The sequence below is a fragment of the Acidobacteriota bacterium genome (genome assembly GCA_009861545.1).
Classification (GTDB): Bacteria; Acidobacteriota; Vicinamibacteria; order Vicinamibacterales; family UBA8438; genus WTFV01.
This window is the reverse complement of the sequence record VXME01000037.1, coordinates 1-20,149: the sequence shown is the minus strand read 5'-3', so window position 1 is coordinate 20,149 and position 20,149 is coordinate 1. Positions and strand designations below refer to the sequence as shown.

Genomic DNA, 20,149 nt, shown 5'->3' with positions numbered 1-20,149 from the left:
GGGGTCCCTTTTCACGTTGCCACGGGGGTCCCTTTTCAACTTGCCATTTCCACCGGCTCGTGCGGCGGGGCCGGTACTACGACGGCCGGGGTCTGTTTCTGCGCGTCCTCAGCAGGACGCGGCGCTACTGGATTCAACGGCTGTGGTGGAACGGGCGCGCGTATGAGCGGATGCTCGGGTCGTTCCCCGAGGTCTCGCTCGGGCAGGCGCGCGCCGCCGCCCGCGAGAACTACGACCGGTTCCGTTCGGCCGTGGACAGGGGCCGGCCGCCCTCGGCGGCTCTGATCGAGCGGGTCCCGCTCGCGCTATCGGATGGCGAATGACGGCGCGGTGCGTCGTGTCGGGACCGTGCAGACGGTGCCGCGCGTGAACAAGCCTCGAGGGAGGCTGGACAACAAGGGTCCATCGGGAACCGGAAGCGGACGGCGCCTTGAGGCGCGGGTTTCTCGTGTGCCGCCCAGGGTGGGGCCGCGTGGTGCACGAATCAGGTGTCGAGGCCGCAGGGGCCCAAGCTAGGGCACGGCGCCGGCGCCGGCTTCCGGGAAGGGTTTCGCCAATGGGCTTTTCCTCGGCGGCGACGGTTCCGACGGGCCATGCGGGATCGCAGGGTGGGCGGCGGATTCTGGCCGCTGGCGGCTCGGATCGAGTCGGTCGACCCGGAGGCGCACCATCAGCTTGGACAGCCCTTGGCGCGTGATGCCCAGCTCGCCGGCGGCGCCGGAGATGCCGGCATGGCGTCCGAGCGCGTCTCTTACCATGGCGCGTTCGAGTTCCTCGCGCGCCTGGGCGAGCGTGGGCCGGCGCTCGGCGGCGACTTCCCGCTGGATGGCGGCGGGGAGCACGTCCGGGCCGACCGCGCCCTCGAGCGGCCCGGTGACAGTCAGGTTGGCCAGCACGTTCTGCAGCTCCCGGACGTTGCCCGGCCACGGATGCGCGGCCAGCGCGGTCACCGTCTCGCGCGCCAGGCTCGCGCGGCTCCCCGCGGCCGCGCTCATGTTGTCCCAGTAGTGGGCGGTGAGCTGCGCGATGTCCGGCGTCCGGTCGCGCAACGGGGGCGCGGTGAGCTCGAGGACCTTCAGGCGATACAGCAGATCCCTTCGGAAGCGGCCCGCCGCCGCCTCGTCGTCGAGCGCCGTGTTGGTGGCGGCAACGACGCGCAGATCCAACCGCTGGGTGCGGTTCTCGCCGAGCCGGCGGACCTCGCCGTCCTGCAGCACGCGGAGCAGCTTCGCCTGGGCGCCGGGTGAGAGTTCCGCGACCTCGTCGAGGAAGACGGTGCCGCCCGACGACAGCTCCAGCAGGCCCTTGCGGTCCCGCGAGGCGCTGGTGAACGCTCCCTTGGCGTGGCCGAACAGCTCGGACTCGAACAGCTCGTCGCCGAGGACCGCGCAGTTGACGGGGACGAAGACCGCGTGTCCGCGGGGACCTTCTTCGTGGATCGCCCGGGCGATCACCTCCTTGCCGGTGCCCGACTCCCCGTGGATGACCACCGGGAACGGGGAGGCCGCCAACCGCCGGATCCGAGCCTTCAGCTCGCGCATCGGCCGGCTGTCGCCGACGAGCCGGGCCACGCCGCGCGACCGGTCGGCCGCCCGTCCGGGCGCCGGCTGGCAGGCGTCGCGCCAGTTCACTCCATTTCGAGGCGGAACGCCGCGAGAGGGCTGATCGTGCAAGTCGGCGCCGTATCGTTCGCTCATCCGTCCACCTCCGATGAATCCCGTGTCAGTTCCGTCGTGCGCCGACCCGTTTTCGGCAGGTCGGCGCACAGGCGCGTATCGCGATTTGCGGATGCAGGCCGCGCGCTCAACGCGCCGCACCCTTCAGGCCGGGATGCAAGCAGGCCGGCAGGGCGGCCCACAGGCTGCATACGTTCTGCACGTTTCCGAAGAGGTCGTTCTGCCGAAGAGGGAACGAGAGCGATACCGGGCGAGGCGACCCAGGCCGGATCGGGGAGTTCTTCGCTGCCGCTACTACTGCTCGCGTTCGTTCCGCTGGATTTGCTGGATGGCCTTGCCGGCCAGGAACAAGGCGAGCAGATTCCCGCTGTAGGGCCGCAGTCCGGCGCGGGCCATAAGCTCGATGATGTCGGGCGCACGTTCGGCGGCGATGGTCGTCTCGCCGCGGTGTCCGAACCGGTGGCGGCAGTAGTCCCTGCCTCTGGCGGTCGTCGGCGTCACGACGATCCGGTCGTTCCGCAAGTCGAGCTCGAAGTCCGGTTTGGCGCCTGCGAGCACGCGGCGCCAGCCGGTGGGCTCGTCGTCGCCGGCCGCGGCGCGCATGACCTGGCCGGCGCGCTGGTCGTGCTCGTCCAGGTCGCTGTAGTCGACCCAGCGCCGCAGCCTGCCGTTGTGGCGCTCGGTTCCGTGGTCGACGATCTCCACGCGGCGGCCCTTGTGCTGCAGCCGATCTCCCGGCTCCGCTTCGGTCAGCTTCATTGGATTGGTGCGTGAGGCGGCGTTCGTTGATGCCGAATCGGTGTTCGCCGGGGGTCGGAACCGTTCCTTCACCCGAAGTATGGGCATGTCGGAGCGCTTGTCTGCGTTGTCAGACACAGCTCCACACGTCGTCGTCGCCCGAGATCACGGTGACGTTGCCGTGGTCGTTGATCTCGACCTGGAAGCCCGCCTCTTCGATCGACTCGCCGTCGACGATGCCGTCCTGGATGCAGGCCGGTCCCATGGACCAGGTTCGCGGGTCGACGCCCAGCAGGGCGGAACCGATGGCCTCGCGCACCAGATTGGCTACCTGCTCCAGGATGCGCTTGTTGGAAGGATGTTCGGTCGGCCCTCCCCACCGGTCTCGCGGCAGTGCCCCCCACTGGTCGCGCTCGAGCTGGCGGAGCAGTTCCTCTGCCTCAGCAAGGCTTTCGGGCGGGGCCTCGGCCCATTGCATCGCCTCGATGCCTGCGTCGGCGATGTGCTCCCCCATCGCCGGAAATTCGGCTCGGTGCTCCGGCCATGTCCTTGCCATGTTGGCCTCCGTCGCGGGGTCGGGTTCGGTTGCGCCGAGGGGCAAGTCCTCCAAGCGAAGAACCCCTCGAATGGATCAAGTGCAATTCCGGCACGTCTCGGCGGCGGCTCTCGAGGGTGCGGGGACGGCGTCGATGAGGTGCCCAGGAAGTTCCGGTTCTCTACCGGGGCGGTCGTCGTGGCGGCGTCCTCGACCGCGTGGCGCAGCCGGGTGATTCTTCGCAGGGCCGTGGGCCGATGCGACGCAGGACGGGCGGGCGCGGTCTATGCGACGAGCACGGGCGCGAACGCCGTAGGGAGGGCGTCGGTTCGCGGTGTTCTCTTCATTGGTCGGGCGCTGCCCTGTTTGCATCGGCCGGGACCCAGACGCACTCACGCACGCCGGTCGCCCAGACGATGGTCGAGCGCTCCCCCGTTTCGTAGACGAGCTCCCACCCGGGTCCGGCCCGCAGCTTTCGGGCGTCGGCGGGTGGCAGTTGCCGCGCGACGTACTCCCGCTCCAGCGACGGCGTGAGCACGCCGCGTCCCGCGGTCTTCACCATCTCGTCAATGAGGCAGGTCGACGAAGCGCCGCGCGTTGCGGTACGGGTCGACAAGGGTCGGGGTGTCACGTTGTGGTCTCGTCGTTGCGGATGGCCGCCGGCCACGCGCGGTCGTCGGGCGGTGGTGTGATTGCACCGGAAATCTGGCCGCTTGGCCACAATTCCTGTGTTTGCCGTTCCGGCCGGGATTCGTGTGCGGGCGGTCCGTTCCTTGCGGCGTTCTCGACACTCGGTCGCCGCCGGTAGCGGTTCCTCGTGGCGGCGCACCATCTGGTGTGCGAGTACGAGGTCTTGGCGGTCGTGGGTATTGATTGCCCGGCCTATGCGGCCCGTTTTCCCGTGATTGCTTCCCGGAGGCCTTCCAGCAGTCCTTCGAGCTTGGCCATTCGTTCCCGGAGCTGCCCGAGCTGCTCGGTCGTTTCTTTCCCCTGGGCGTCGATCCGGTCGTTGATCCGGTCTCGGAGCGCATCCATCCGGTTTCGCATCCGGTCGTCGTACCGTGCCACGATCCCCCACACGCCCAGCAGTACTGCTGCGACCATGCCCATGCCGGTCAGCACTATCGGGATGATTCCAGGGCTCTCCATGTTCTTTCTCTCTGTACGCTAGTTTTCGTTAGCCTCGCTGTCAACGTAGAGCTGTCCTCCTACCTTGTGCCGCCGCTTCGGGGTCAGCCAGTGCGGGTCGGTTCGGGCTCCTGCACCGCGTCGAGCCGCAGGCTGGCGGTCAAGATGTCGGCCGGGGAGCCTTCCTCCGGCCAGGATCGACCACAGGTCGCCGCGGTGGCTCGACTCCGTCCAGACCCTCCTGTTCGAACGTGATGTCAACCGGCTTTCTCCTCGCCGGCGTTGAACTCGATGCCGTCGGCATTGGCGAACCAACCTGCCATCTTCTCGGCCAGCGCCTTGCTGCCGCGTCCGCCCCAGTACTGGGGGGTGATGACGACGAAGTCGCCCTTGAGCTTCTTCTGCAGGTTCTTGACGGTGCTCTCGAAGCTCTCCCTGTCTTCGTCGAGGTCGTCGTCGAAGGCGAATGCCTGCGGCCCTATCTGTTCGATGTTGGCCGGGGCGATCGCCTCCCTGATCCCGCGGGTTCCTTCCCCGAAGACGATGTGGAACATCCGGTCCTCCCCTCGGTGCGGCTTCGGCCGCCAGTCGCCGTCAGCCCTGCGCCGACGGTTCGGCGCCGTCGGGAGCATACCGATCGAGGACCCGTTCGAGGACTGCCTGGTCGGGCACGAAGACCCGGGTCTCGTAGGCGATGACCTCGGTCTTGCAGCCGCGGCGCTTCAGGTCGGCGAGCGTGCGGTAGTCGACGCCGTGGATCTCGACGCGCGGCTGGCCCATCACGCGCCGGCAGACGAGCCGCTTTCCCTCGCTGAGCGGCACCTTGCTCTTCGTCTCGGTCAGCATCTTCCACATCTCGGCCGCCGAGATGCGGATGCGTCCCTCGAGGCCGAAGGCGACGCGCACGGCATTGACCTCGGCGAGGCTCACGAGGCGTCCGACGAGCCGCCGGCCGTCGCGGGTCACGGCGCGGCGGATCTTCATGTCTTCGGTCTGCAAGCGGTTCCAGTACGGGAGCAACAGGCCCGTGACGAGCCAGATGCGCGTCTCGACGTGCATGGGCACGCGCTTCATCTGCTCTTCCCAGACGGAGGTCCAGGCAACGGCCGCGGTCGCCCCCCAGCCGTCCTCCTCGAAGAGGTGCTTCGCCTGGGTGCGCTGGCTGTCGGGCTGCAGGAGCCGCACGCGCGGCTGGATGCCGCCGTTGTCGAGGAGCCAGGACGGCGCCGGCGCCACGACGGCCGCTTCCGGGTCCTTTCCAGGGAGCCTGCGCGCAACGAGTCGCACCTCGTCGGCGCGGCCGCGCTGCTCAGCCGCCTTGCGCGCCTTGCCGATGGCCGCTTCCGGCTTCAGCGGCCGCGTCCGCTTGCGGCAGACGAGCTCGGCTATGCGGGTCGTCGCTCCCGTTCGTTCGTCGGTGGCGAGCGTCTCGGTGTTCGTCAGCTCGATCTCGTCGGCGTCGACGTCCTCGACGCCCTGGTTGTAGGCGCCGCTCTCGATGGCCTGCTCGAGATTGCCTTCGATCAGTTCCTCCAGGTGCACGAACAGCTCGTTCTGGTCGTCGATCGGCAGCGCCAGCAGCCGGTTCAGGAAGGTCGGCATCGGCGGCGTGTCGTGCTTCAGCTCGGTGCCGCCGTCGGTGGCGAGCGCCAGGCCGGTGGCGCGGTGGAACCGCTCTTCGGACCACCCGTCGATGCGGTTCCCCACCAGGTCGTAGTAGAACTGGCGGAGCGCCTTGTGCGCGTAGACGGACTCGAAGTTGTCGCTCGCGTGGAAGAGGGCGCGGTCGTCGTCGCCCATGGCCGTCTGCGCGTTGCGCTGGCCGCGCGTGATCGCCCCCAGCGCGTCCAGCCGCTTGGCGATGGTGGAGATGAACCGGCGCTCGGCCTTCACGTCGGTGGTCACGGGCCGGAAGACGGGGGCCGACACCTGGTGCGTGCGGTGCGAGCGCCCGAGTCCCTGGATGGCCTGGTCGGCGCGCCATCCGGCTTCCAGCAGGTAGTGAACGCGGCGTCGGCGGTTTCCGCAGCCGGCGTCGGCGTGGTAGCTGCGCCCCGTCCCGCCGGCTCCCGAGAAGACGAGGATCAGCTTCTTGCCGGCCATGAACTCCTGGGCCTCGCTCAGGTTGGCGGAGTCCGGCCGCGTGCGCACGGCCAGGCGCTCTCCCTCGTGGTCGGCGACGCGCACGACGCGGCGGGCACGGCCCGTGATCTCGGCGACGCGCTCGGCGCCGAAGTGATGGATCAGCTGGTCGAGGGCGGCCGGGACGGGCGGCATCGCGCCGAGCCGCTCGATCAGCTCGTCGCGCATGCGGACGGCGATCTGCGACTGCACCGGGTTGCCGTCGGGATCGAGCACCTTGCGGCTGCGGATGTTCCCCTCCTCGTCGGCGTACTCCTCGTACAGGTCGAGCGGGAACGCGCGGCGCAGGTAGTCGAGGACGTACTCGCGCGGGGTCATGTCGATCGACAGGTCGTCCCACTCGCTGACCGGGATCTGCTCGATCCGCCGCTCCATCAGCGCCTCGCCGGTCGAGACGATCTGGATCACGGCGGCGCGCCCCTCGGCGACGTCCTGCTCGACCGAGCGGATGAGCGTGGGCGTCTTCATGGCGGTGAGCAGGTGGTTGAAGAACCGCTGCTTGGCGCCTTCGAAGGCCGACAGCGCGGCGGCGCGGGCCGCGCGGTCGCCGCCGCCGTCGTCGCCGTTGACGCCGGTCAGCTCGAGCGCCTCGTCCAGGTGGTCGTGGATGATCTGGAACGCGTGGGCGTACTCGTCGTAGATGGCGCGCTGCTCGCCGGTCAGCGCGTGCCGCAGCATGTCGATCTCGACGCCGTCGTAGGCCAGAGCGCGCGCCTGGTACAGGCCCAGCGCCTTCAGATCCCGGGCGACCACTTCCAGGGCCGCCACCCCGCCCCGTTCCATCGCCTCGACGAAGTGCTCGCGCGTGGCGAACGGCGTCAGCGCCGTCGCCCACAGCCCGAGGCGCTTGGCGTAGGCCAGGCCATGGACGGTCGACGCCCCGGTGGCCGAGACGTAGACGACGCGCGCGCCGGGCAACGCGTTCTGCAGTCGGAGCCCGGCGAGGCCCTGTTGCGACGGGAGCACGTCGCCCCGCGCGCCTTTCTTGCCGGCGGCGTTGGCCATTGCGTGCGCCTCGTCGAAGACGACGACGCCGTCGTAGGCGTGGCGCGCCTGCTCGGTGGCGCCAGCGGCGAGCCACTCGATGATCTGATCGAGGCGAGCCTTGCGCCCCTGACGCTCGGCGGTGCGCAGCGACGCGTAGGTCGAGAAGAGCACCCCCTGGGCGAGCCGGATCGGCTGGCCCTGCTTGATGCGCCGGATCGGGACGACGTCGGCCTCGCTGCCGCCGACGGCGGCCCAGTCGCGGCGGGCGTCCTCGATCAGCTTGTCGGACTGCGACAGCCACAGTGCGCGCCGCCGGCCCTGCAGCCAGTGCCCGGCGATGACGGCGGCCACCTGCCGGCCTTTGCCGCATCCGGTGCCGTCGCCCAGCATCCACGCCTGGCGGAACCGTACCGGGGCTTGCTCGAAGTGCTCGCCGGGGTTCTCCTGCTGGGCGTGAGCGATCGCCGCCGGACTCGGCTCGCCGTCCACGTCCACGCGGACGCTCCGCTCCCAGGTGCGGCTGACCAGGTGCCAGGCCGGCAGGTGCTGCTCGTGCGCCTCGCCGGCCAGCGCGACGCTCTCGAGCTGTGCGGCCGACAGCCGGCCCTGACGGAGGATGGCCGACGGCAGCGTCGGCTGGTACTTCGGCGCCGGATGGCGCACGGCCGCCATCGCCTGCGTCTGCACGAGCGCGGTCGGGTGGTCGAAGGCGTCGCGAACCCGGATCGTCTCCGGCCTCCAGGGCGCGTACGGTCCGGCGTCGTCCGCCTCCGCGCACGCGTGCTCGTCGTGATGCACCGGCTCGTACTTGAGCCGCTCGACCGGGCCCCAGTTGTGCTCGACGAGCGTGAGCGGCTTCGTCCTGCGGGCCGGCGGGATCGGCTCGGCCGCCTTGCGGCGCCTGCGCGCCGGCGCCTGCAGCGCCAGCCGGTGCGGCACGCGCTCGGTCACGAGCTCCAGCAGGTCGGCGCCGGTGTCGGCGCGCGCGTGCGTGTCGACCGCCGAGTCGGGCTGTTCTCCGAGGCCCGTCGGCTTGTCGACCACGGTCAGGCGGGACGCGAAACGCGTTCCCCGGGTCGCGTACACCTGGCCGCCCACCTCGGCGGTGAAACGGATGATCGGCTGCAGCGATTCGGCCTGGCAGGCCCGGCGCCACTGCTCGCCGTCGGGGATGCAATGGGCGGAGGTGACGGCCACGAGCCGCCCTCCGGGGCGCAGCAGGCGGTAGGCGGATCGCACGTGCTTGAGATCGGCGTCGGGGTCGAGAGCCCCGCCGGTCGCCCGTCTCGAGAACGGGGGATTCATGACCACCACCCCGGGCTGGGTCTCCAGCAGGTGACCGATGTGCTCGCCGTTGAGCCTCGTGACCGCGACCTGGGGGAAGAGGTGATCGAGAAGGTCGGCGCGGTTGCGGGCGAGCTCGTTGAGGAGCAGTCTCCCCTGCCGCTCCGGCTGCAGCCGCCAGGCGGCCATCACGGCCAGGGTTCCGGTGCCGGCCGAGGGCTCGAGCACCAGGTCGTCGGCTTCTATCCGCGCGGCCGCGGCGACCGCGTAGGCTAGGCCCAGCGGCGTGGAGAACTGCTGCATCCGGATCTGCTCTTCCGAGCGGTAGGTGTGCGGCGGCTCCAGGCGCGCGGCCCGCTCGACGTAGCCGAGCCCCTCACGGAGACCGCTCCGGAGGATGCGGCGTCCATACCGGAGCAGGAAGAGCGTCATCGCGCCCTCGGCGGCGTCGTATGCCTCCTTCCAGCTCCAGCCGCCCTGGGCGTCGGAGAGCCCGAAGGCGGCGGTCATCGCCTCGCGCAAGGCGCGGCGTTCCATGCGTTCCCCCCGTTCCAGGGTCCGGAGCAGTCTCCGGGCCGCGCGGAACAGCAGTTCGCCGATCTGACGCGGTCCGGCCGCGGGGGTCTCGTCCAACAGGCTGGCGGCGGCGCTCTGCTGCGTCGTCATCGGCTGTCTCGTTCCCTCGTTCAGGGTGGTGGTCGTGATCTCGCACCGGGCCGCTAGGCCGCGTGCTTGCGCAGCTTCGAGAGCAGGTTCTCGGTGAGTTCCGGGTGCGCGTTGCACGTCTCGGCCCAGGCGCGCACGTTGCGCTCGGCGTCGTCGAGGCTGCCGAGCAGGTGGTTGAAGAACGGGTCCTCGGTGGTCGCCAGCCAGACGCAGTCCTGCGTCACGCACAGGTCGACGATTGCCGGCGTCGTCATCGGCTCGACGTCGAGCAGCCAGCACATCAGCGCGCAGAACTTCGGCGAGCACCCGCTCGCGCGGCTCGGCCGCAGGTCCTGCGGGTTCCGCGTGCGGACGTCCTCGCCCGGTCTCGATGCAGCGGTTTGTCCTATTGCCATCCTTCGCGGTCCTCCCCTGGCCGCGGCGCTTCGGCGGACGAAGGCCCGTTGCGGGCCTTGCCCTCCTGTCCGGCTCTGTCCGCGGGGGGCGGGGTCCCCGGGTCCGGGGACCCCGTCAGGCAGGCGGGTTCAGGTCAGGCCGACTCTTCGTGCATGAAGGCCGGCAGATCGTCGGCCTCGGCGACCGGCGCCGGGGCGTCCGGGGCCGGTTCCGGGAAGTCGACGACCGTCTCGGCCGCGCCGGCCTCGGCCTCGTCGTTCGTGCCCGGTGCTTTGTCGGCCTGTTCGGCCGGCGCCGCAGCGTCGGCCGCGCCGTTGTCGACCAGGCCGCTGTCGTGGTCCCAGGGCTTGAAGCCCGGCATCGTCCAGGCCTCGATGCGCTCGCGCACCTCGGCGTCGAACCCGCCGCGGGCGGCCGGCTGCGGCCCGAAGATGCCGCCGAGCTCCTCGGCCAATGTGGCCTTCTTCGCCCGCAGCCGCGCGTCGGCCCAGGCGTCGCCGAGGACCTGCCGGCCGACCTTCAGCAGCTGCTCGCGCTTGAGCCGCCGCCAGAAGTACTGCTCGGTCGGCCGCACCTGGCCGGCGAAGTCGATGTCGAGCAGCTCGATCACCCGCTCCAGCTCCGGCCTGGCCAGCGGCTCGAACGCGATCTGGTCGTTGAGCATGGCGGCGACGCACCCGGCGAACAGGCGCTGCTTCGTCCTGCGGTCGAGGTTGCGAAACGCGTCGAAGCGAGCGAGCCGGTCCTCGGCGCCGATGTCCAGCTTCGGCCGGACGAACAGCTTCTCGCCCGGGTTGGCGGTGGCGAAGTCGTCCTCGCGGAGCCGGTCCACAGGGCGCATGTGCGTCTCGGCGCCGGAGATGCTCGTGCAGTTGTCGCGCCCCAGCGTGTGGAGCTTCTCGACGAGCTCGAAGACGAACAGGTCGAAGGCGACCGCGAAGTTGCGGGCGAGCCGCGCCTTGACGATCCCCGTCCGGATGGACTTCAGATCGTTGGTCAGCGACAGGCTCATCCCCGCCTCCTCGGCGGCCTTCACCGCGGGGTTGCTGGGCTTCGTCCGGCCGCTGGACCAGACCGGGTCCTCGAAGCGCTCGCCGAAGGAGGGGACCGGCGCGTCGACGGCGCCGTCCTCGGCCGAGTCGGCTGCCGTCGCCTGACCGCTGTGGGCCGTCCCGGCTACCGCCGCCTCGCCCGTGTCCCCCTCGGCCGGCGCGTGGCTGGCCGGCGCCTTCGGTTCCGGCGTGGGCCGCTCCTCCCGCTTCGGGACGTCCTCCGGCCGGACCAGGCCGCCGATGACGCCGACCTCGCCGTTCGGGGCGACGTAGACGACGCAGCCGGCGATCGCCTTGTCCTCCTCGCGGAAGGTGCCCTTCTCGTCGAGCTCCTCCTCAAGGGCGTTGGCCTCGGCCTCGACGCGGTAGTACTCGTCGACCTGCTCGTCGCCGAGCTGGCCGGCGTCGTCGAAGCTCGCGAGCTTCTGGCGCAGCGCGTCGAGCCGCGCCTGCTCCTCCTCGGTGGGCGGCACCGGGACCATCTTCAGCCGCACCATGCGGTTGACGGCCTCGTAGTCGGGCTCGATGCGGGCCTCGGCCCACTTCCATTCGGTGGCCAGCTCGTTGGCCGCGGCCTGGAGCTTCTCACCCGCTAACCGGTTCACCAGCGCGCGGTCGGTGAGATAGACGCCGTCCGAGTCCTGGCTGAACAGGTCCCGCTGGACCGTGCCCCCGGCCCGCTCGTAGTCCTCGATGCCCACGAAGCGCGCCAGCGCGGCGTTGCCCGCCACCGCGCCTTCGGTCAGCTCCCGCCGGACCTCGTTCGGCCACAGCGCCCGGTGCTGCGCCTGCGAGCGGTCCCAGATCTCCTTCTGCGCGGCGTGGTCCTCGGTCACGGAGAACGCCATGAGCGTCTCGAGCGTCATCCTCTCGTCCCGATAGGCGGCGACGAGCTCGGGGGAGACCGAGGCGAGCCGGAGGAGCCGCTCGACGGAGCGCTCCGGGACGCCGAAGCGCGTGGCGATGACCGACGAGGTGAGCCCCTGCTTCGTCAGGGCGTGGTACGCCTCGAACCGGTCGGCCGGATGCATCGCCGCGCGCACCTCGTTCTCGTGGAGCGAGACGTCGGTGCCGGTCGCCGCGCCGTTGAGCAGCCGGCACGGGACCGGGTGGTCGCCGGGGATGTCGCCGTTGGCGGCGAGCGCCTGCAGCGCGGCAAGCCGGCGGCCGCCGGCGACGACCTCGAAGGTGTTCCTGACGCCCTTCTTCGGACGCACGAGCAGGTTCTCGAGAACGTCCAGCGCCAGGATGCTGGCGCGCAGCTGCTCGTCGGCCGCCGCATCGGCCGGCGTGCGCCGCACGTTGTCCGGAGCCAGCTCGAGCTGGCCGAGCGGAATGTTCCGGTTCGTGATCTTCGACATTGCGTCTGCTTCTCCCTTCCGGTTCTCCTCCGGGGCAATCGGCTACTCGTGAAAGTGGGCCGCCAGCGTGTCCTCGGCCGCCTCGATGAGCGCCATGCAGGCGTCCCACAGGCGCGTCGAGCTGTAGTCGGACTCGCGCGCGGGCTCTGCCTGGCGCCGCGCCTCGGCTGCGGCTCGGTCGAGCGCGGCCAGCGTCGCGGCTCGTCTGCGGGCGCGTTCCGTCTCGGTTTCCGCGGGCGGCGACGTTTCCCCGGCAGCACGCTTCGTGTCCGGGCGGGCACACCTCGGGCGTGCGCGTTGGTCCTCCTTCCTTGTTGGCTCTCCCCGCGGCGGGCGGGCCGCGCCGCGGAGCAGTTGTCGGAGTCGGCGGCCGCGCATCGCCCGGGCCCACCGGAAAGGGCGTTCGGGCAGCCGGCCTGGGCCAGGAGCTGTTTAGTCGGCCGATTGGAGAGTCAGCCTGCCTGCTCGAGGTGTTCCAGCTCGATGTCGATGGAGGTGTTCCGGGCGGTCCGCTCGATGCGGATCGTCGCGTTGCTGTTGCGCGGGACGTACTTCCGGACGGTGTCCTCGATGCCGTTGCGCACCATCTGCTTGATGCGCTGCTCGGGGGTGGCAAGCAGCCGCAGCGCCGCGTCGCGCGCCGCCTCGGCGAACTCGGCCTTCTGGCGCTCGATCGAGTCGGCGTCGGCGCCGTCGTCCGGGGAGAAGAAGGACGCGGTCACCAACTGCTCCAGGTCGGACTGGTCGATGCGCGCCGTCTCGGTCAGCACGATCCCCGCCCCGTCCGGGCAGCCGGCGTGGTCGTTCGTGTCGACGAACGCGACGTCGCTGTCGAGATGGAGATTGCTCTTCCTGCCGCCGCGATCGACCGCGAGCGTGATCCGTACGGCCTTGGGTCGCTTTGTCGGAACCCGAGGCCACTTCGTCTGCGGCCGGCGCAGCCGGATGGTCTCGGCGCCGTAGACCAGGTCGATGTCCATGCGGGTGATGCGCCCCAGGTGGTCGTACCACTCGTAGCCTTCCAGGCGCGTGTCCGCATCGTGGATCTCGCGCCGCAGTTGCGTCCCCTTGAGCGCGTGGGCGAGCAGCTGCTCGTCGGAGGCGTCCAGGTGGGCGTCCATCAGCAGATCGGTCGGCCGGACCGGCCGGCGGGCCGAGCGGTCCCGCTGCTGGTCCCAGCGCGCCGTCTGCGGCTCCCACGGGCAGAGCGCCGGGGCCGGGATCGGCAGTGCGATGCCGGCCTCGCGGGCCTTGTCGAAGACCCGATAGCCCGCCTCGGCCGCCTCGACGCCCATCGCCTGGAGGATCGTCTTGCGGGCCTCCTCCTGGAGCTGCTTGCTGAAGTCCGACTGCACGATCTCCTGCCGCGCCGGCAGCACCAGCTCCAGTTCCGGACAGCGGCGCACGTCGATGCGCGCGTGCCATTGGGTGAGTAGCGTCGGCACGGTCGGGATCTCCATCCGGATGGCGTGGCCGTGGAAGTTCAGGTTCGGCTCGCCGCAGTGGGTCTCGGTGTCGAAGACGCCGATCTCGAGGCCGCGCCAGCGGCGGCGGTAGAGGGCCTCGCCCAGGAACTCCTGCTGCTCGGCCCGCTTGCCGTTGATGGTCACCGGGAGCGGGTAATAGCGCACGGCCGCTCTGATGGCGTTGCCGTAGACCCACAACCACCACTTGGCGGCCGCCTCGCGGTCCCCGCTGGCGGGGGCGCGGCGCGCGTGCCACCGCGCGTCGGGTGGGAGGAAACTGACCCTCGTGCCGCTCGGCGCCGGCGCCGCGGCCGCGTCGACCACGGTGGCCGCCTTGCGTCCCGTGTAGTGGTCGGGCTCGAGCTCGACCTGCCAGCCCATCGGCGCCCCCTTCGGTCTCGACGCGATGGTCGCGGTCGTCCTCGCCAGTGCGTACACGCCCATGCCGGCCGGGTCCTCGCCGTGGCGGGTGTCGGCGGCCCAGGCGCTTCGCCCGAAGGCGAGCAGCGCCGCGGGATCGTCGATCCCGGTCCCGTCGTCGGTGATGCTCAGCCGGCCGTCGTCCTCGGTGGTGATCTCTACCGTGGTCGCGCCGGAGCGCCGCGCGTTCTGCAGGATCTCCTGCAGGGTCTGCTCCGTGCTCGCGTTGAAGAAGCGGGTCACCTTGTCGACCGCGGCGGGATCGATGCAGGCACGGATCTCTGTCTGGTTCTTCATGTCGGCTCCTTGTCGTGGAGGCGCACTGCGCCAGGGTTGCCGGTAGCGGTCGGGTTGTGATCGGTCGCCGCGTGGAGAGGCCTTCTTGCGCGGTCGAAGGGCGGCCATTACCGCTGGCCGCCTGGGCCGTGCCGATCACGATGCGTGGTAGCCGGAAGGGGATCGCTTAGCCCTCGGGTTGTGCGCCGAGGAGGCCGTTTCGCTTTCCGGCATCCATTGGGGTCCGGAGTTGCTCGTGGCGGGCTTGCCACGCCTCGAGGTCGGACCGGTGAATCAGGTCACCGGTTTCCCCGGCGACGAACGGTGCCAGCACTCGCTCGTCCGGGGCGTCGATTCGCATCCACCGTTGTGCCTGCGGTGCCAATCCGCGATGCGGTGGAGCTCGGCGCTGAGCGTCTGGTCGTCGTTGCAGTCGATCTCCGCGTTCGCTTCCATGGTGTTGGCGTTACCGCGAAGCTCCCTCAGTGGATGCGGCCCTCGGCCTTGTTGCACGTCTCCCGCAGCTTGGTCGCCATCAGGTCGCACAGTTGGAACCCGGTCCTATAGCGCGGCGTCTTGGCCGACAGGTTGAGGATCCGTTGTCTGACGTCCTCGCCGGCCGAATCCGTCAACGGATCGATGATCATGACCGCGGCCATGGCGAGCAGCTTCACGGCGGCCCTGCTGGTCGCCGCCTCGACCTGCGCCCGGTCGTCGGAATGCGATCGGACATCGGCTTCCTCGCAACTGCGGTGGGCGGCCCAGACCGCCACCTGGCGCTCGAGCCGATCGATGTTCTCTGCAAGTGTCTTGATGTGGCCGAGGGGACTTGTATTCATGACTGTCGCGCCTGCCTTCCGGGTGGATGACGAAGTGGACACTCCGCCGCTGGTCTTGCTGCTGCGGCCCGCTGCGGGGCGGGAGACTATTGTCCTTCGCGCCCTCGATGCGTCTGTCGAGCGCGGCGGCGACGGGCCCGTACCGGCTTGCCGCTCCGGGAGGCGGCGGAATGGCTCTATTCGCTTGGACCGTGGTCTCGAAGCCACGGCCGCTGGGCGGTGGGCCGGGGCCGGCGGATCCGGTCGGCCTTTCAGGGTTCGGCGCAGTCTGTGCGGCCGTGGTCGCCCAGGCATGCGTGAGCGCCCGACCGGGTCCGCAGCCGCACGAGTCGGGAACGCGGCGTCTCCTTCGGGGAATGTGGCAGCTCGACCTTGGTCGGGATTGACGATTGGCGCGAGGACGAGCAACCGCGACTGGCGCTCGGACCGGCCGGCCGGTGACTCGCCGGCAATGGGACCGCAGGGCTGCGAACCTCTGTTCAGCGCTGGCGAGCAGGCGGCCCGTGTCCGAGCCGATCGTGATCCGGGCAGCGTTCGGGAGTTCCATCCGCCACCACTGGCGCCAGGGACTCGCCCGCACGCCGCACCGTTCGTCGCGCGTGGCCCCGGCAGAGAGGCGCGGTCATGTCGCGGTTGACCAACGTGCCGGGCGGGTTGGAATGCCGTTTCCGCCTCGGGCGAACACGTCGCGGCCGGCGTCGTCTGACACGAAGGCGATGAACGAGAACGTCGTCGGGATTGCACCCCTCGGGGTCGGAGCGAAGAACGCCGCGACCGGGAGGGCGGCGACAGCGAAGGCGCCCACGATGGCGATTGTTGGCGTGCGCATGAATATGCAGCTTTCCCTTCGCGCAGCCGGAGGCGTACCGCTCGTACTGCAGGCAGCGCGCAGACCCGGCACCCCATCCCCGAGGGGGTCGCCGGGCCGGTTGCCACACGTACTCCTGGCCATGTCGGTCGCAGGGACCCCGCCTGTTCCCCCGCTGGCGCGGAGTGTTCTATTCGGCGAGCGACCCGGCGTCAGACGACATGGCCCGACCCGGAGAACGTGTGGCAACGGGAGCGTACCACGACTGCGCAGCGCACACACAGACAACGAGCCAGCAAGGAAGAGGCATGAAGGGATGTTGCCGTTCAGGCCGCGGGGGTGCGGGGGGCGCGCTGCGTTCGCCGCCGGCTCCTTCTGCCGGCAGCGCCGATCGCCACGGCGCGGTACAGGCGCATGGCGTCGGCGTGCTCCTTGAGCACGGCGCGCAGCAGCTTGTGGCGTTCGGCTCGTTGCCGCCGCCCCCTGCGGCTGGGCTTCCTGAGCCGTCGGAGGGCGGCTCGGATGACGGTTCTGGCGCTCGCGGTCACGGGTACGCATAGACGGTTGTAGAAGGCGTAGTACATGGCTTCGTCCCTCGCCGTTTTCCTGTCTGCTCCGCAGCGCGGGTTCGAGCCGGTGTGGCGTGGATTCGAGCAGATGCGGCGCGGACTCGCTGGGTGTCGTGAACGCCGGGCTCAGGGTGTTCGGTCGACGCGGCGCTTGTGGGCGCGGGGGAATAGCACCGGGGCGGGATGCTACGCGTGCGTCCAGCGGTCGAGTGCGGCGGCGGCCGCGCGCAGCTCGGCGAGCGCGTCGAGCATTGCCGCGGGCGTGGCTGCGCGTGCCCCGATGCGGCGCGTGGGGCACTCTACGGCGGTCGAGTCACTCCAAACGCTGCCCAAGGCGACGGATGGCGTCGAGGCCGTCCTGGTATGTCGGGGTCTCGTTCTCCGTGCCGTAGCACATTGCGCGGACGAAGACCTCATAGTTCGCCGCATGTTCCTGATCGGTCACTGCATCGAGCGCAACAGCGAGACGTTCGACGGGCGTCCGCGCGTCGAGGTCCGGGTTCGTAGCGCCTCGCGTTGCATCGGCGTCCAGCAATCGATGTAGCAACCCGGGAAACCCCTGGTGCGCCGTGGCAAGAGGTTCAAGTACCGCCAGATCGTGTACGTGTCGCATCAACGTGCGATCTTTGCGGGCACGCTGATCCAATACGCGCCACGTGAACGCACTGACCTTGTCTGCGGCGGTCTCCGCTGGCGCAACGCAGTGGATCTGTGGAACCTCGGGCTGTTCCTGTCGCGCCTCGGCGGCGAAGCTCCGCAACGAACGTTCCTCCGATGCAAGGGCCGGGCTGGCAAGCGTTACCTCGAGCTGCAGGCTCGGGCGCAAGGTAGGTGCCACAGTGAAGCGTGTGGGATAGGCGACCTGACAGCGGAAGAATCGGTGGTCATTCATGACCTCCACGTCGTCATCTTCGAGCGTCCAGTCGTTCTCCGCACGGATTGCCTCGACAATTGCCCTCCGGTAGTTTCGGCGGGCGGGCCGTGTGATCCCGGTGTCTGGAAGAAGAAGCTTGAAGTCGAGGTCTTCGGAAAAACGCCGGATGAGGCCGTATCCCTTGGAAAGGCTGGTGCCGCCGGAAAAGACAAGCGTGAGGTTGTCCTGCTTGACGTTGATGATCGTCGCAACCAGCCGGATCGCGTACCAGTCCTTTTCCACGAAAAACGGATCGACACCGAGATCCGTGGCAATCGCCTCGATCGGCTCAGGCTCGGGAGGCACGCTCGAAGACGGCGTACTTGCCGCCGTAGCCGATCTTGCGCGAGAAGCGCCCCTTGACGGCAATCACACGCCCGGTCGGCACCTGGGTCGTGGTTCCCGCGTTGTAGGCGCGAGCGAAACTCGATGGCGCAGTTTCGACGTTGAGACGCGACAGAACCTCGACCGCAAGCGTGGGGAGCGCCTTCGCAGGAACCGTCTTGCCCGAAAGCGGCGACAGGACAGCACGGGCGTAGACGCCGTAGCCGATCCGGATAAGCTGTCCCTTGGCGGTCAGCCTCCGCAAGCCCCGGCCGATCTGATCGTACCCGCCGAGATCCTTGAAATCGTCGCGCAAGAAGACGCTCGACTTCATGCGCGCGATCCGCGCGGCGATTCGGCGCTCCAGTGGTTTCTTGGCCGTGCTCATGGTCCTCGGGCTCTGCAGAAATACGACACTCAGTCCGTGCAAGAATACGACACTCTAAGACGGCAGGTCAACCGCGGACCCTCCTTGTCGGCGGAAGGGTACTTCCGCGGTCGGGCATGGTGAACATCGTTGCGGGTGGGGTTGCCGCGGCTTGCCGTCCCTCGGGGACCGCAGCCTGGCGGTAGCCGCGGGGCGCGGATCACTGCTGCCGGGCTTCACGGAGCCACCCGGTGGAGTCGGGTCGGCAGAAGAGCACTCGTCGTCGTCCCGGACGGGCCCGGGTTTTCGTTGCGGTACGGCGAACCAGCAGCGGCGCCCCGGCGGCGCTTCGTGCCCCGGTGCGGTCTAGCCGTCGAGCCAGACCCGGCGTTCGTCGCACGCCGCCTGCAGCCGGTCGAGCATCTTCGCCGGATTGGCGCCAAGCACGCTCAGCGGCGGCGCGGTCTTCATGGACGCGTAGGCGACGGCGGCGGCCTCGACGCGTTCGCCGAGTCCGGCCTCGATGATCCGGGCGGCCCGCCCCTCCATGTACTGCAGCGTGGCGCGGTCGGCTCCCCGAGGCGCGGGAAACAGATCGCGCAGGGCGTTGGCCGCTCTCCACACGTCGGTCAGCGGGCCGATGCGCAAGTCGGTCACTTCCGAACCGTCGTCGACGAGGACGTACCAGCCCTCGGCCTCGGCGGCGGCCGCGGCGTGCCAGACGGCGCGGCAGCGATTCTGATCGTGGCGCTGCTCCCGGTTCGGGCGGGTCCATTCCCAACCGCCGTCGGCACGCTCGATGGGCTGGTCGTCGCCGAGCTCTCCTCCCGGCAGGCCGGCCTCGGCCGGCGGCGTTCTGTCCTGCATGTGATCCTCTTGCTCGCGGCCTCCGGGACCTGGAGGTCGACAATGATGTTTCGGCGGCGCCGTCCGGGTGGGCGCCCGGGCGGGCACGCGCTGTCGTGCCTGGGGATGGCGCGTCAGCGTCCCAGCGTGCCGGAACCGGGGTGGTGTGCCCGGACGGCGCCGGCCGAACTCGTCGCCCGGTCCGCACTCGCCTGCGGCGTTCGTCGCCGGGACCGGGGCCGAAGCTTACCGGGCGCCTACCGCGGGCCGGGCATGGGTGCGGCGTAGTTGTGGTCGATGCCGATCCACCCGCCGGGCTCGATACGGATGGTCGTCTGCGCTGCCTCGGTGGGAAGCAGGGGCAGAATCTCGCGACGGGTGATGTTGCCAATCAGCCAGTGTCTGGCCTCGTGGGCAAGGAGCGGGACGCCGGCCAGGGCCCGGGCGGCGTTCACGCGGAAACTATCGTATGAACGCCGCCATTCGTCGGCGCCGACCTCGTCGTGCGGCCGGAAGTAGGCGGCAGCCGCGCGGCGCGTGATCTCGCTGATGGTGGCGCCCAGCCGCTGGCGGCAGACGGCCATCCGGGGCGCGTCGGGCGGCCTGTACCGATCCGCCTCGGTTACGAGCGCCAGATCGCTCGGGAGGACAAGTGTGTCCTCGCACTTGCCGTTCCGGGTCGTCTCGAGTCGGACTTCGATCGCTTCGACTACCGTCCCGCCGTCGCTGTGGCCGTCTCGCAGCGCCAGAACCGGGGTGTTCCCCGCGCGGGTGCGCAGGTCGATTGTCACCCGGGTGACCACGGGCAGGCCGGCGCAGGTCTGCGCATCGGCTCCGGCTGCGGGGGGCCTGATCAACCGGATCGGCGACATGGCGGCCGCGTGCTCGACCGTCTGCTGGTCGGCGGGGTCGAGCTGGACGTCCATGACGACACAGTCGCGGTCGACGCCGACGTGTCGATCCGGCTCTCGCAGTCGTGTATCCACGGGCTGCGCCGTCCAGAGCTTCGCTTGCGGCGTCGCTACGTGTCGCATCGCATCTCCTTTCTGAGAAGGCCTGCCCGACGGCTCGCGTCGGCGGTGCGCGTGTGAAGCGGCGAACTTGGCCGCTCAGCCCCGCACGGCTCGTTTCTCGATGTGCCTTTGCAGTCGTGCGTCCGTGACGGCGCTGGTGACTGGCGCCAACCGTGTTGACCGGGTCGGCAAGCAGCGGCCGTCCCGCTGTCGAGATGCGGCCGGGCGCGCGGCCGGCGCTCGCGAAAATGTCGATGAGCGGTTGCACTGCCGGCGTCTGCTGGCGGTTCGGGGCACGCGGACGCCCAGCCGGGCCTGGGGTCGCCGGGCCGCCGCGTGGCGG

At 70.1% G+C, this 20,149-nt stretch carries 17 protein-coding genes; 1 reads left to right on the top strand and 16 read right to left on the bottom strand.

What is annotated here, in order from left to right; translation table 11 throughout:
* The first annotated feature begins 59 nt into the window (after window positions 1-59).
* Window positions 60-323 carry a DUF4102 domain-containing protein gene (locus F4X11_05170; GenBank protein MYN64405.1) on the top strand — a complete coding sequence of 88 codons (264 nt, stop codon included), beginning with the start codon at window positions 60-62 and terminating at the stop codon, window positions 321-323.
* Between the two features lie 189 nt (window positions 324-512).
* On the opposite strand, the gene F4X11_05165 is transcribed toward F4X11_05170, so the two are convergent.
* The 16 genes from F4X11_05165 to F4X11_05090 all read right to left on the bottom strand — a co-directional run bounded on the left by F4X11_05165 (window position 513) and on the right by F4X11_05090 (window position 19,827).
* Window positions 513-1,697: an AAA domain-containing protein gene (locus tag F4X11_05165; GenBank protein MYN64404.1), complete on the bottom strand. Its 1,185-nt coding sequence runs from the start codon at window positions 1,695-1,697 to the stop codon at window positions 513-515.
* A gap of 273 nt (window positions 1,698-1,970) precedes the next feature.
* A complete protein-coding gene (locus F4X11_05160) occupies window positions 1,971-2,435 on the bottom strand; it encodes a hypothetical protein (GenBank protein MYN64403.1) in 465 nt (154 codons plus the stop codon).
* Window positions 2,436-2,544: 109 nt separating this feature from the next.
* Window positions 2,545-2,928 carry a hypothetical protein gene (locus tag F4X11_05155; protein ID MYN64402.1) on the bottom strand — a complete coding sequence of 128 codons (384 nt, stop codon included), beginning with the start codon at window positions 2,926-2,928 and terminating at the stop codon, window positions 2,545-2,547.
* 364 nt (window positions 2,929-3,292) lie between these two features.
* Window positions 3,293-3,580 carry a hypothetical protein gene (locus F4X11_05150; GenBank protein ID MYN64401.1) on the bottom strand — a complete coding sequence of 96 codons (288 nt, stop codon included), beginning with the start codon at window positions 3,578-3,580 and terminating at the stop codon, window positions 3,293-3,295.
* 251 nt (window positions 3,581-3,831) lie between these two features.
* Window positions 3,832-4,098 (bottom strand): hypothetical protein, encoded by a 267-nt coding sequence (locus F4X11_05145; GenBank protein ID MYN64400.1) that lies wholly within the window; start codon window positions 4,096-4,098, stop codon window positions 3,832-3,834.
* A 236-nt stretch (window positions 4,099-4,334) separates the two neighbouring features.
* Window positions 4,335-4,631: a hypothetical protein gene (locus F4X11_05140; protein MYN64399.1), complete on the bottom strand. Its 297-nt coding sequence runs from the start codon at window positions 4,629-4,631 to the stop codon at window positions 4,335-4,337.
* 40 nt (window positions 4,632-4,671) lie between these two features.
* Entirely contained in the window at window positions 4,672-9,156 is a 4,485-nt protein-coding gene (locus F4X11_05135) for a methylase (protein MYN64398.1), read from the bottom strand.
* Window positions 9,157-9,209: 53 nt separating this feature from the next.
* A complete protein-coding gene (locus tag F4X11_05130) occupies window positions 9,210-9,551 on the bottom strand; it encodes a hypothetical protein (protein ID MYN64397.1) in 342 nt (113 codons plus the stop codon).
* A gap of 134 nt (window positions 9,552-9,685) precedes the next feature.
* Window positions 9,686-11,965: a hypothetical protein gene (locus tag F4X11_05125; protein ID MYN64396.1), complete on the bottom strand. Its 2,280-nt coding sequence runs from the start codon at window positions 11,963-11,965 to the stop codon at window positions 9,686-9,688.
* Between the two features lie 42 nt (window positions 11,966-12,007).
* Window positions 12,008-12,343: a hypothetical protein gene (locus tag F4X11_05120; GenBank protein MYN64395.1), complete on the bottom strand. Its 336-nt coding sequence runs from the start codon at window positions 12,341-12,343 to the stop codon at window positions 12,008-12,010.
* Window positions 12,344-12,417: 74 nt separating this feature from the next.
* On the bottom strand, window positions 12,418-14,256 hold the full coding sequence (locus tag F4X11_05115) for a hypothetical protein (GenBank protein MYN64394.1): 1,839 nt from the start codon (window positions 14,254-14,256) through the stop codon (window positions 12,418-12,420).
* A gap of 353 nt (window positions 14,257-14,609) precedes the next feature.
* Window positions 14,610-14,966, bottom strand: coding sequence for a hypothetical protein (locus F4X11_05110; GenBank protein ID MYN64393.1), 357 nt, complete (start codon window positions 14,964-14,966; stop codon window positions 14,610-14,612).
* Window positions 14,967-16,656: 1,690 nt separating this feature from the next.
* Complete coding sequence (locus tag F4X11_05105; GenBank protein MYN64392.1) at window positions 16,657-17,625, bottom strand: nucleotidyl transferase AbiEii/AbiGii toxin family protein; 969 nt, start codon at window positions 17,623-17,625, stop codon at window positions 16,657-16,659.
* Complete coding sequence (locus F4X11_05100) at window positions 17,546-17,968, bottom strand: hypothetical protein (protein ID MYN64391.1); 423 nt, start codon at window positions 17,966-17,968, stop codon at window positions 17,546-17,548. Before F4X11_05100 ends, F4X11_05105 begins: the two co-directional genes overlap by 80 nt.
* A gap of 345 nt (window positions 17,969-18,313) precedes the next feature.
* The gene (locus F4X11_05095; GenBank protein ID MYN64390.1) at window positions 18,314-18,814 is read right to left on the bottom strand and encodes a hypothetical protein; all 501 of its coding nucleotides are present in this window, start codon (window positions 18,812-18,814) and stop codon (window positions 18,314-18,316) included.
* A gap of 236 nt (window positions 18,815-19,050) precedes the next feature.
* Window positions 19,051-19,827 (bottom strand): hypothetical protein, encoded by a 777-nt coding sequence (locus F4X11_05090; protein MYN64389.1) that lies wholly within the window; start codon window positions 19,825-19,827, stop codon window positions 19,051-19,053.
* Between the last annotated feature and the right edge of the window lie 322 nt (window positions 19,828-20,149).

Coding starts and splice junctions, on each gene's coding strand:
- F4X11_05165 (MYN64404.1), bottom strand. CDS start 1,697: ATGAGCGAACGATACGGCGCCGACTTGCACGATCAGCCCTCTCGCGGC.
- F4X11_05160 (MYN64403.1), bottom strand. CDS start 2,435: ATGAAGCTGACCGAAGCGGAGCCGGGAGATCGGCTGCAGCACAAGGGC.
- F4X11_05155 (MYN64402.1), bottom strand. CDS start 2,928: ATGGGGGAGCACATCGCCGACGCAGGCATCGAGGCGATGCAATGGGCC.
- F4X11_05145 (MYN64400.1), bottom strand. CDS start 4,098: ATGGAGAGCCCTGGAATCATCCCGATAGTGCTGACCGGCATGGGCATG.
- F4X11_05140 (MYN64399.1), bottom strand. CDS start 4,631: ATGTTCCACATCGTCTTCGGGGAAGGAACCCGCGGGATCAGGGAGGCG.
- F4X11_05135 (MYN64398.1), bottom strand. CDS start 9,156: ATGACGACGCAGCAGAGCGCCGCCGCCAGCCTGTTGGACGAGACCCCC.
- F4X11_05130 (MYN64397.1), bottom strand. CDS start 9,551: ATGGCAATAGGACAAACCGCTGCATCGAGACCGGGCGAGGACGTCCGC.
- F4X11_05125 (MYN64396.1), bottom strand. CDS start 11,965: ATGTCGAAGATCACGAACCGGAACATTCCGCTCGGCCAGCTCGAGCTG.
- F4X11_05120 (MYN64395.1), bottom strand. CDS start 12,343: ATGCGCGGCCGCCGACTCCGACAACTGCTCCGCGGCGCGGCCCGCCCG.
- F4X11_05115 (MYN64394.1), bottom strand. CDS start 14,256: ATGGCCGCCCTTCGACCGCGCAAGAAGGCCTCTCCACGCGGCGACCGA.
- F4X11_05110 (MYN64393.1), bottom strand. CDS start 14,966: ATGAATACAAGTCCCCTCGGCCACATCAAGACACTTGCAGAGAACATC.
- F4X11_05100 (MYN64391.1), bottom strand. CDS start 17,968: ATGAGCACGGCCAAGAAACCACTGGAGCGCCGAATCGCCGCGCGGATC.
- F4X11_05095 (MYN64390.1), bottom strand. CDS start 18,814: ATGCAGGACAGAACGCCGCCGGCCGAGGCCGGCCTGCCGGGAGGAGAG.
- F4X11_05090 (MYN64389.1), bottom strand. CDS start 19,827: ATGCGACACGTAGCGACGCCGCAAGCGAAGCTCTGGACGGCGCAGCCC.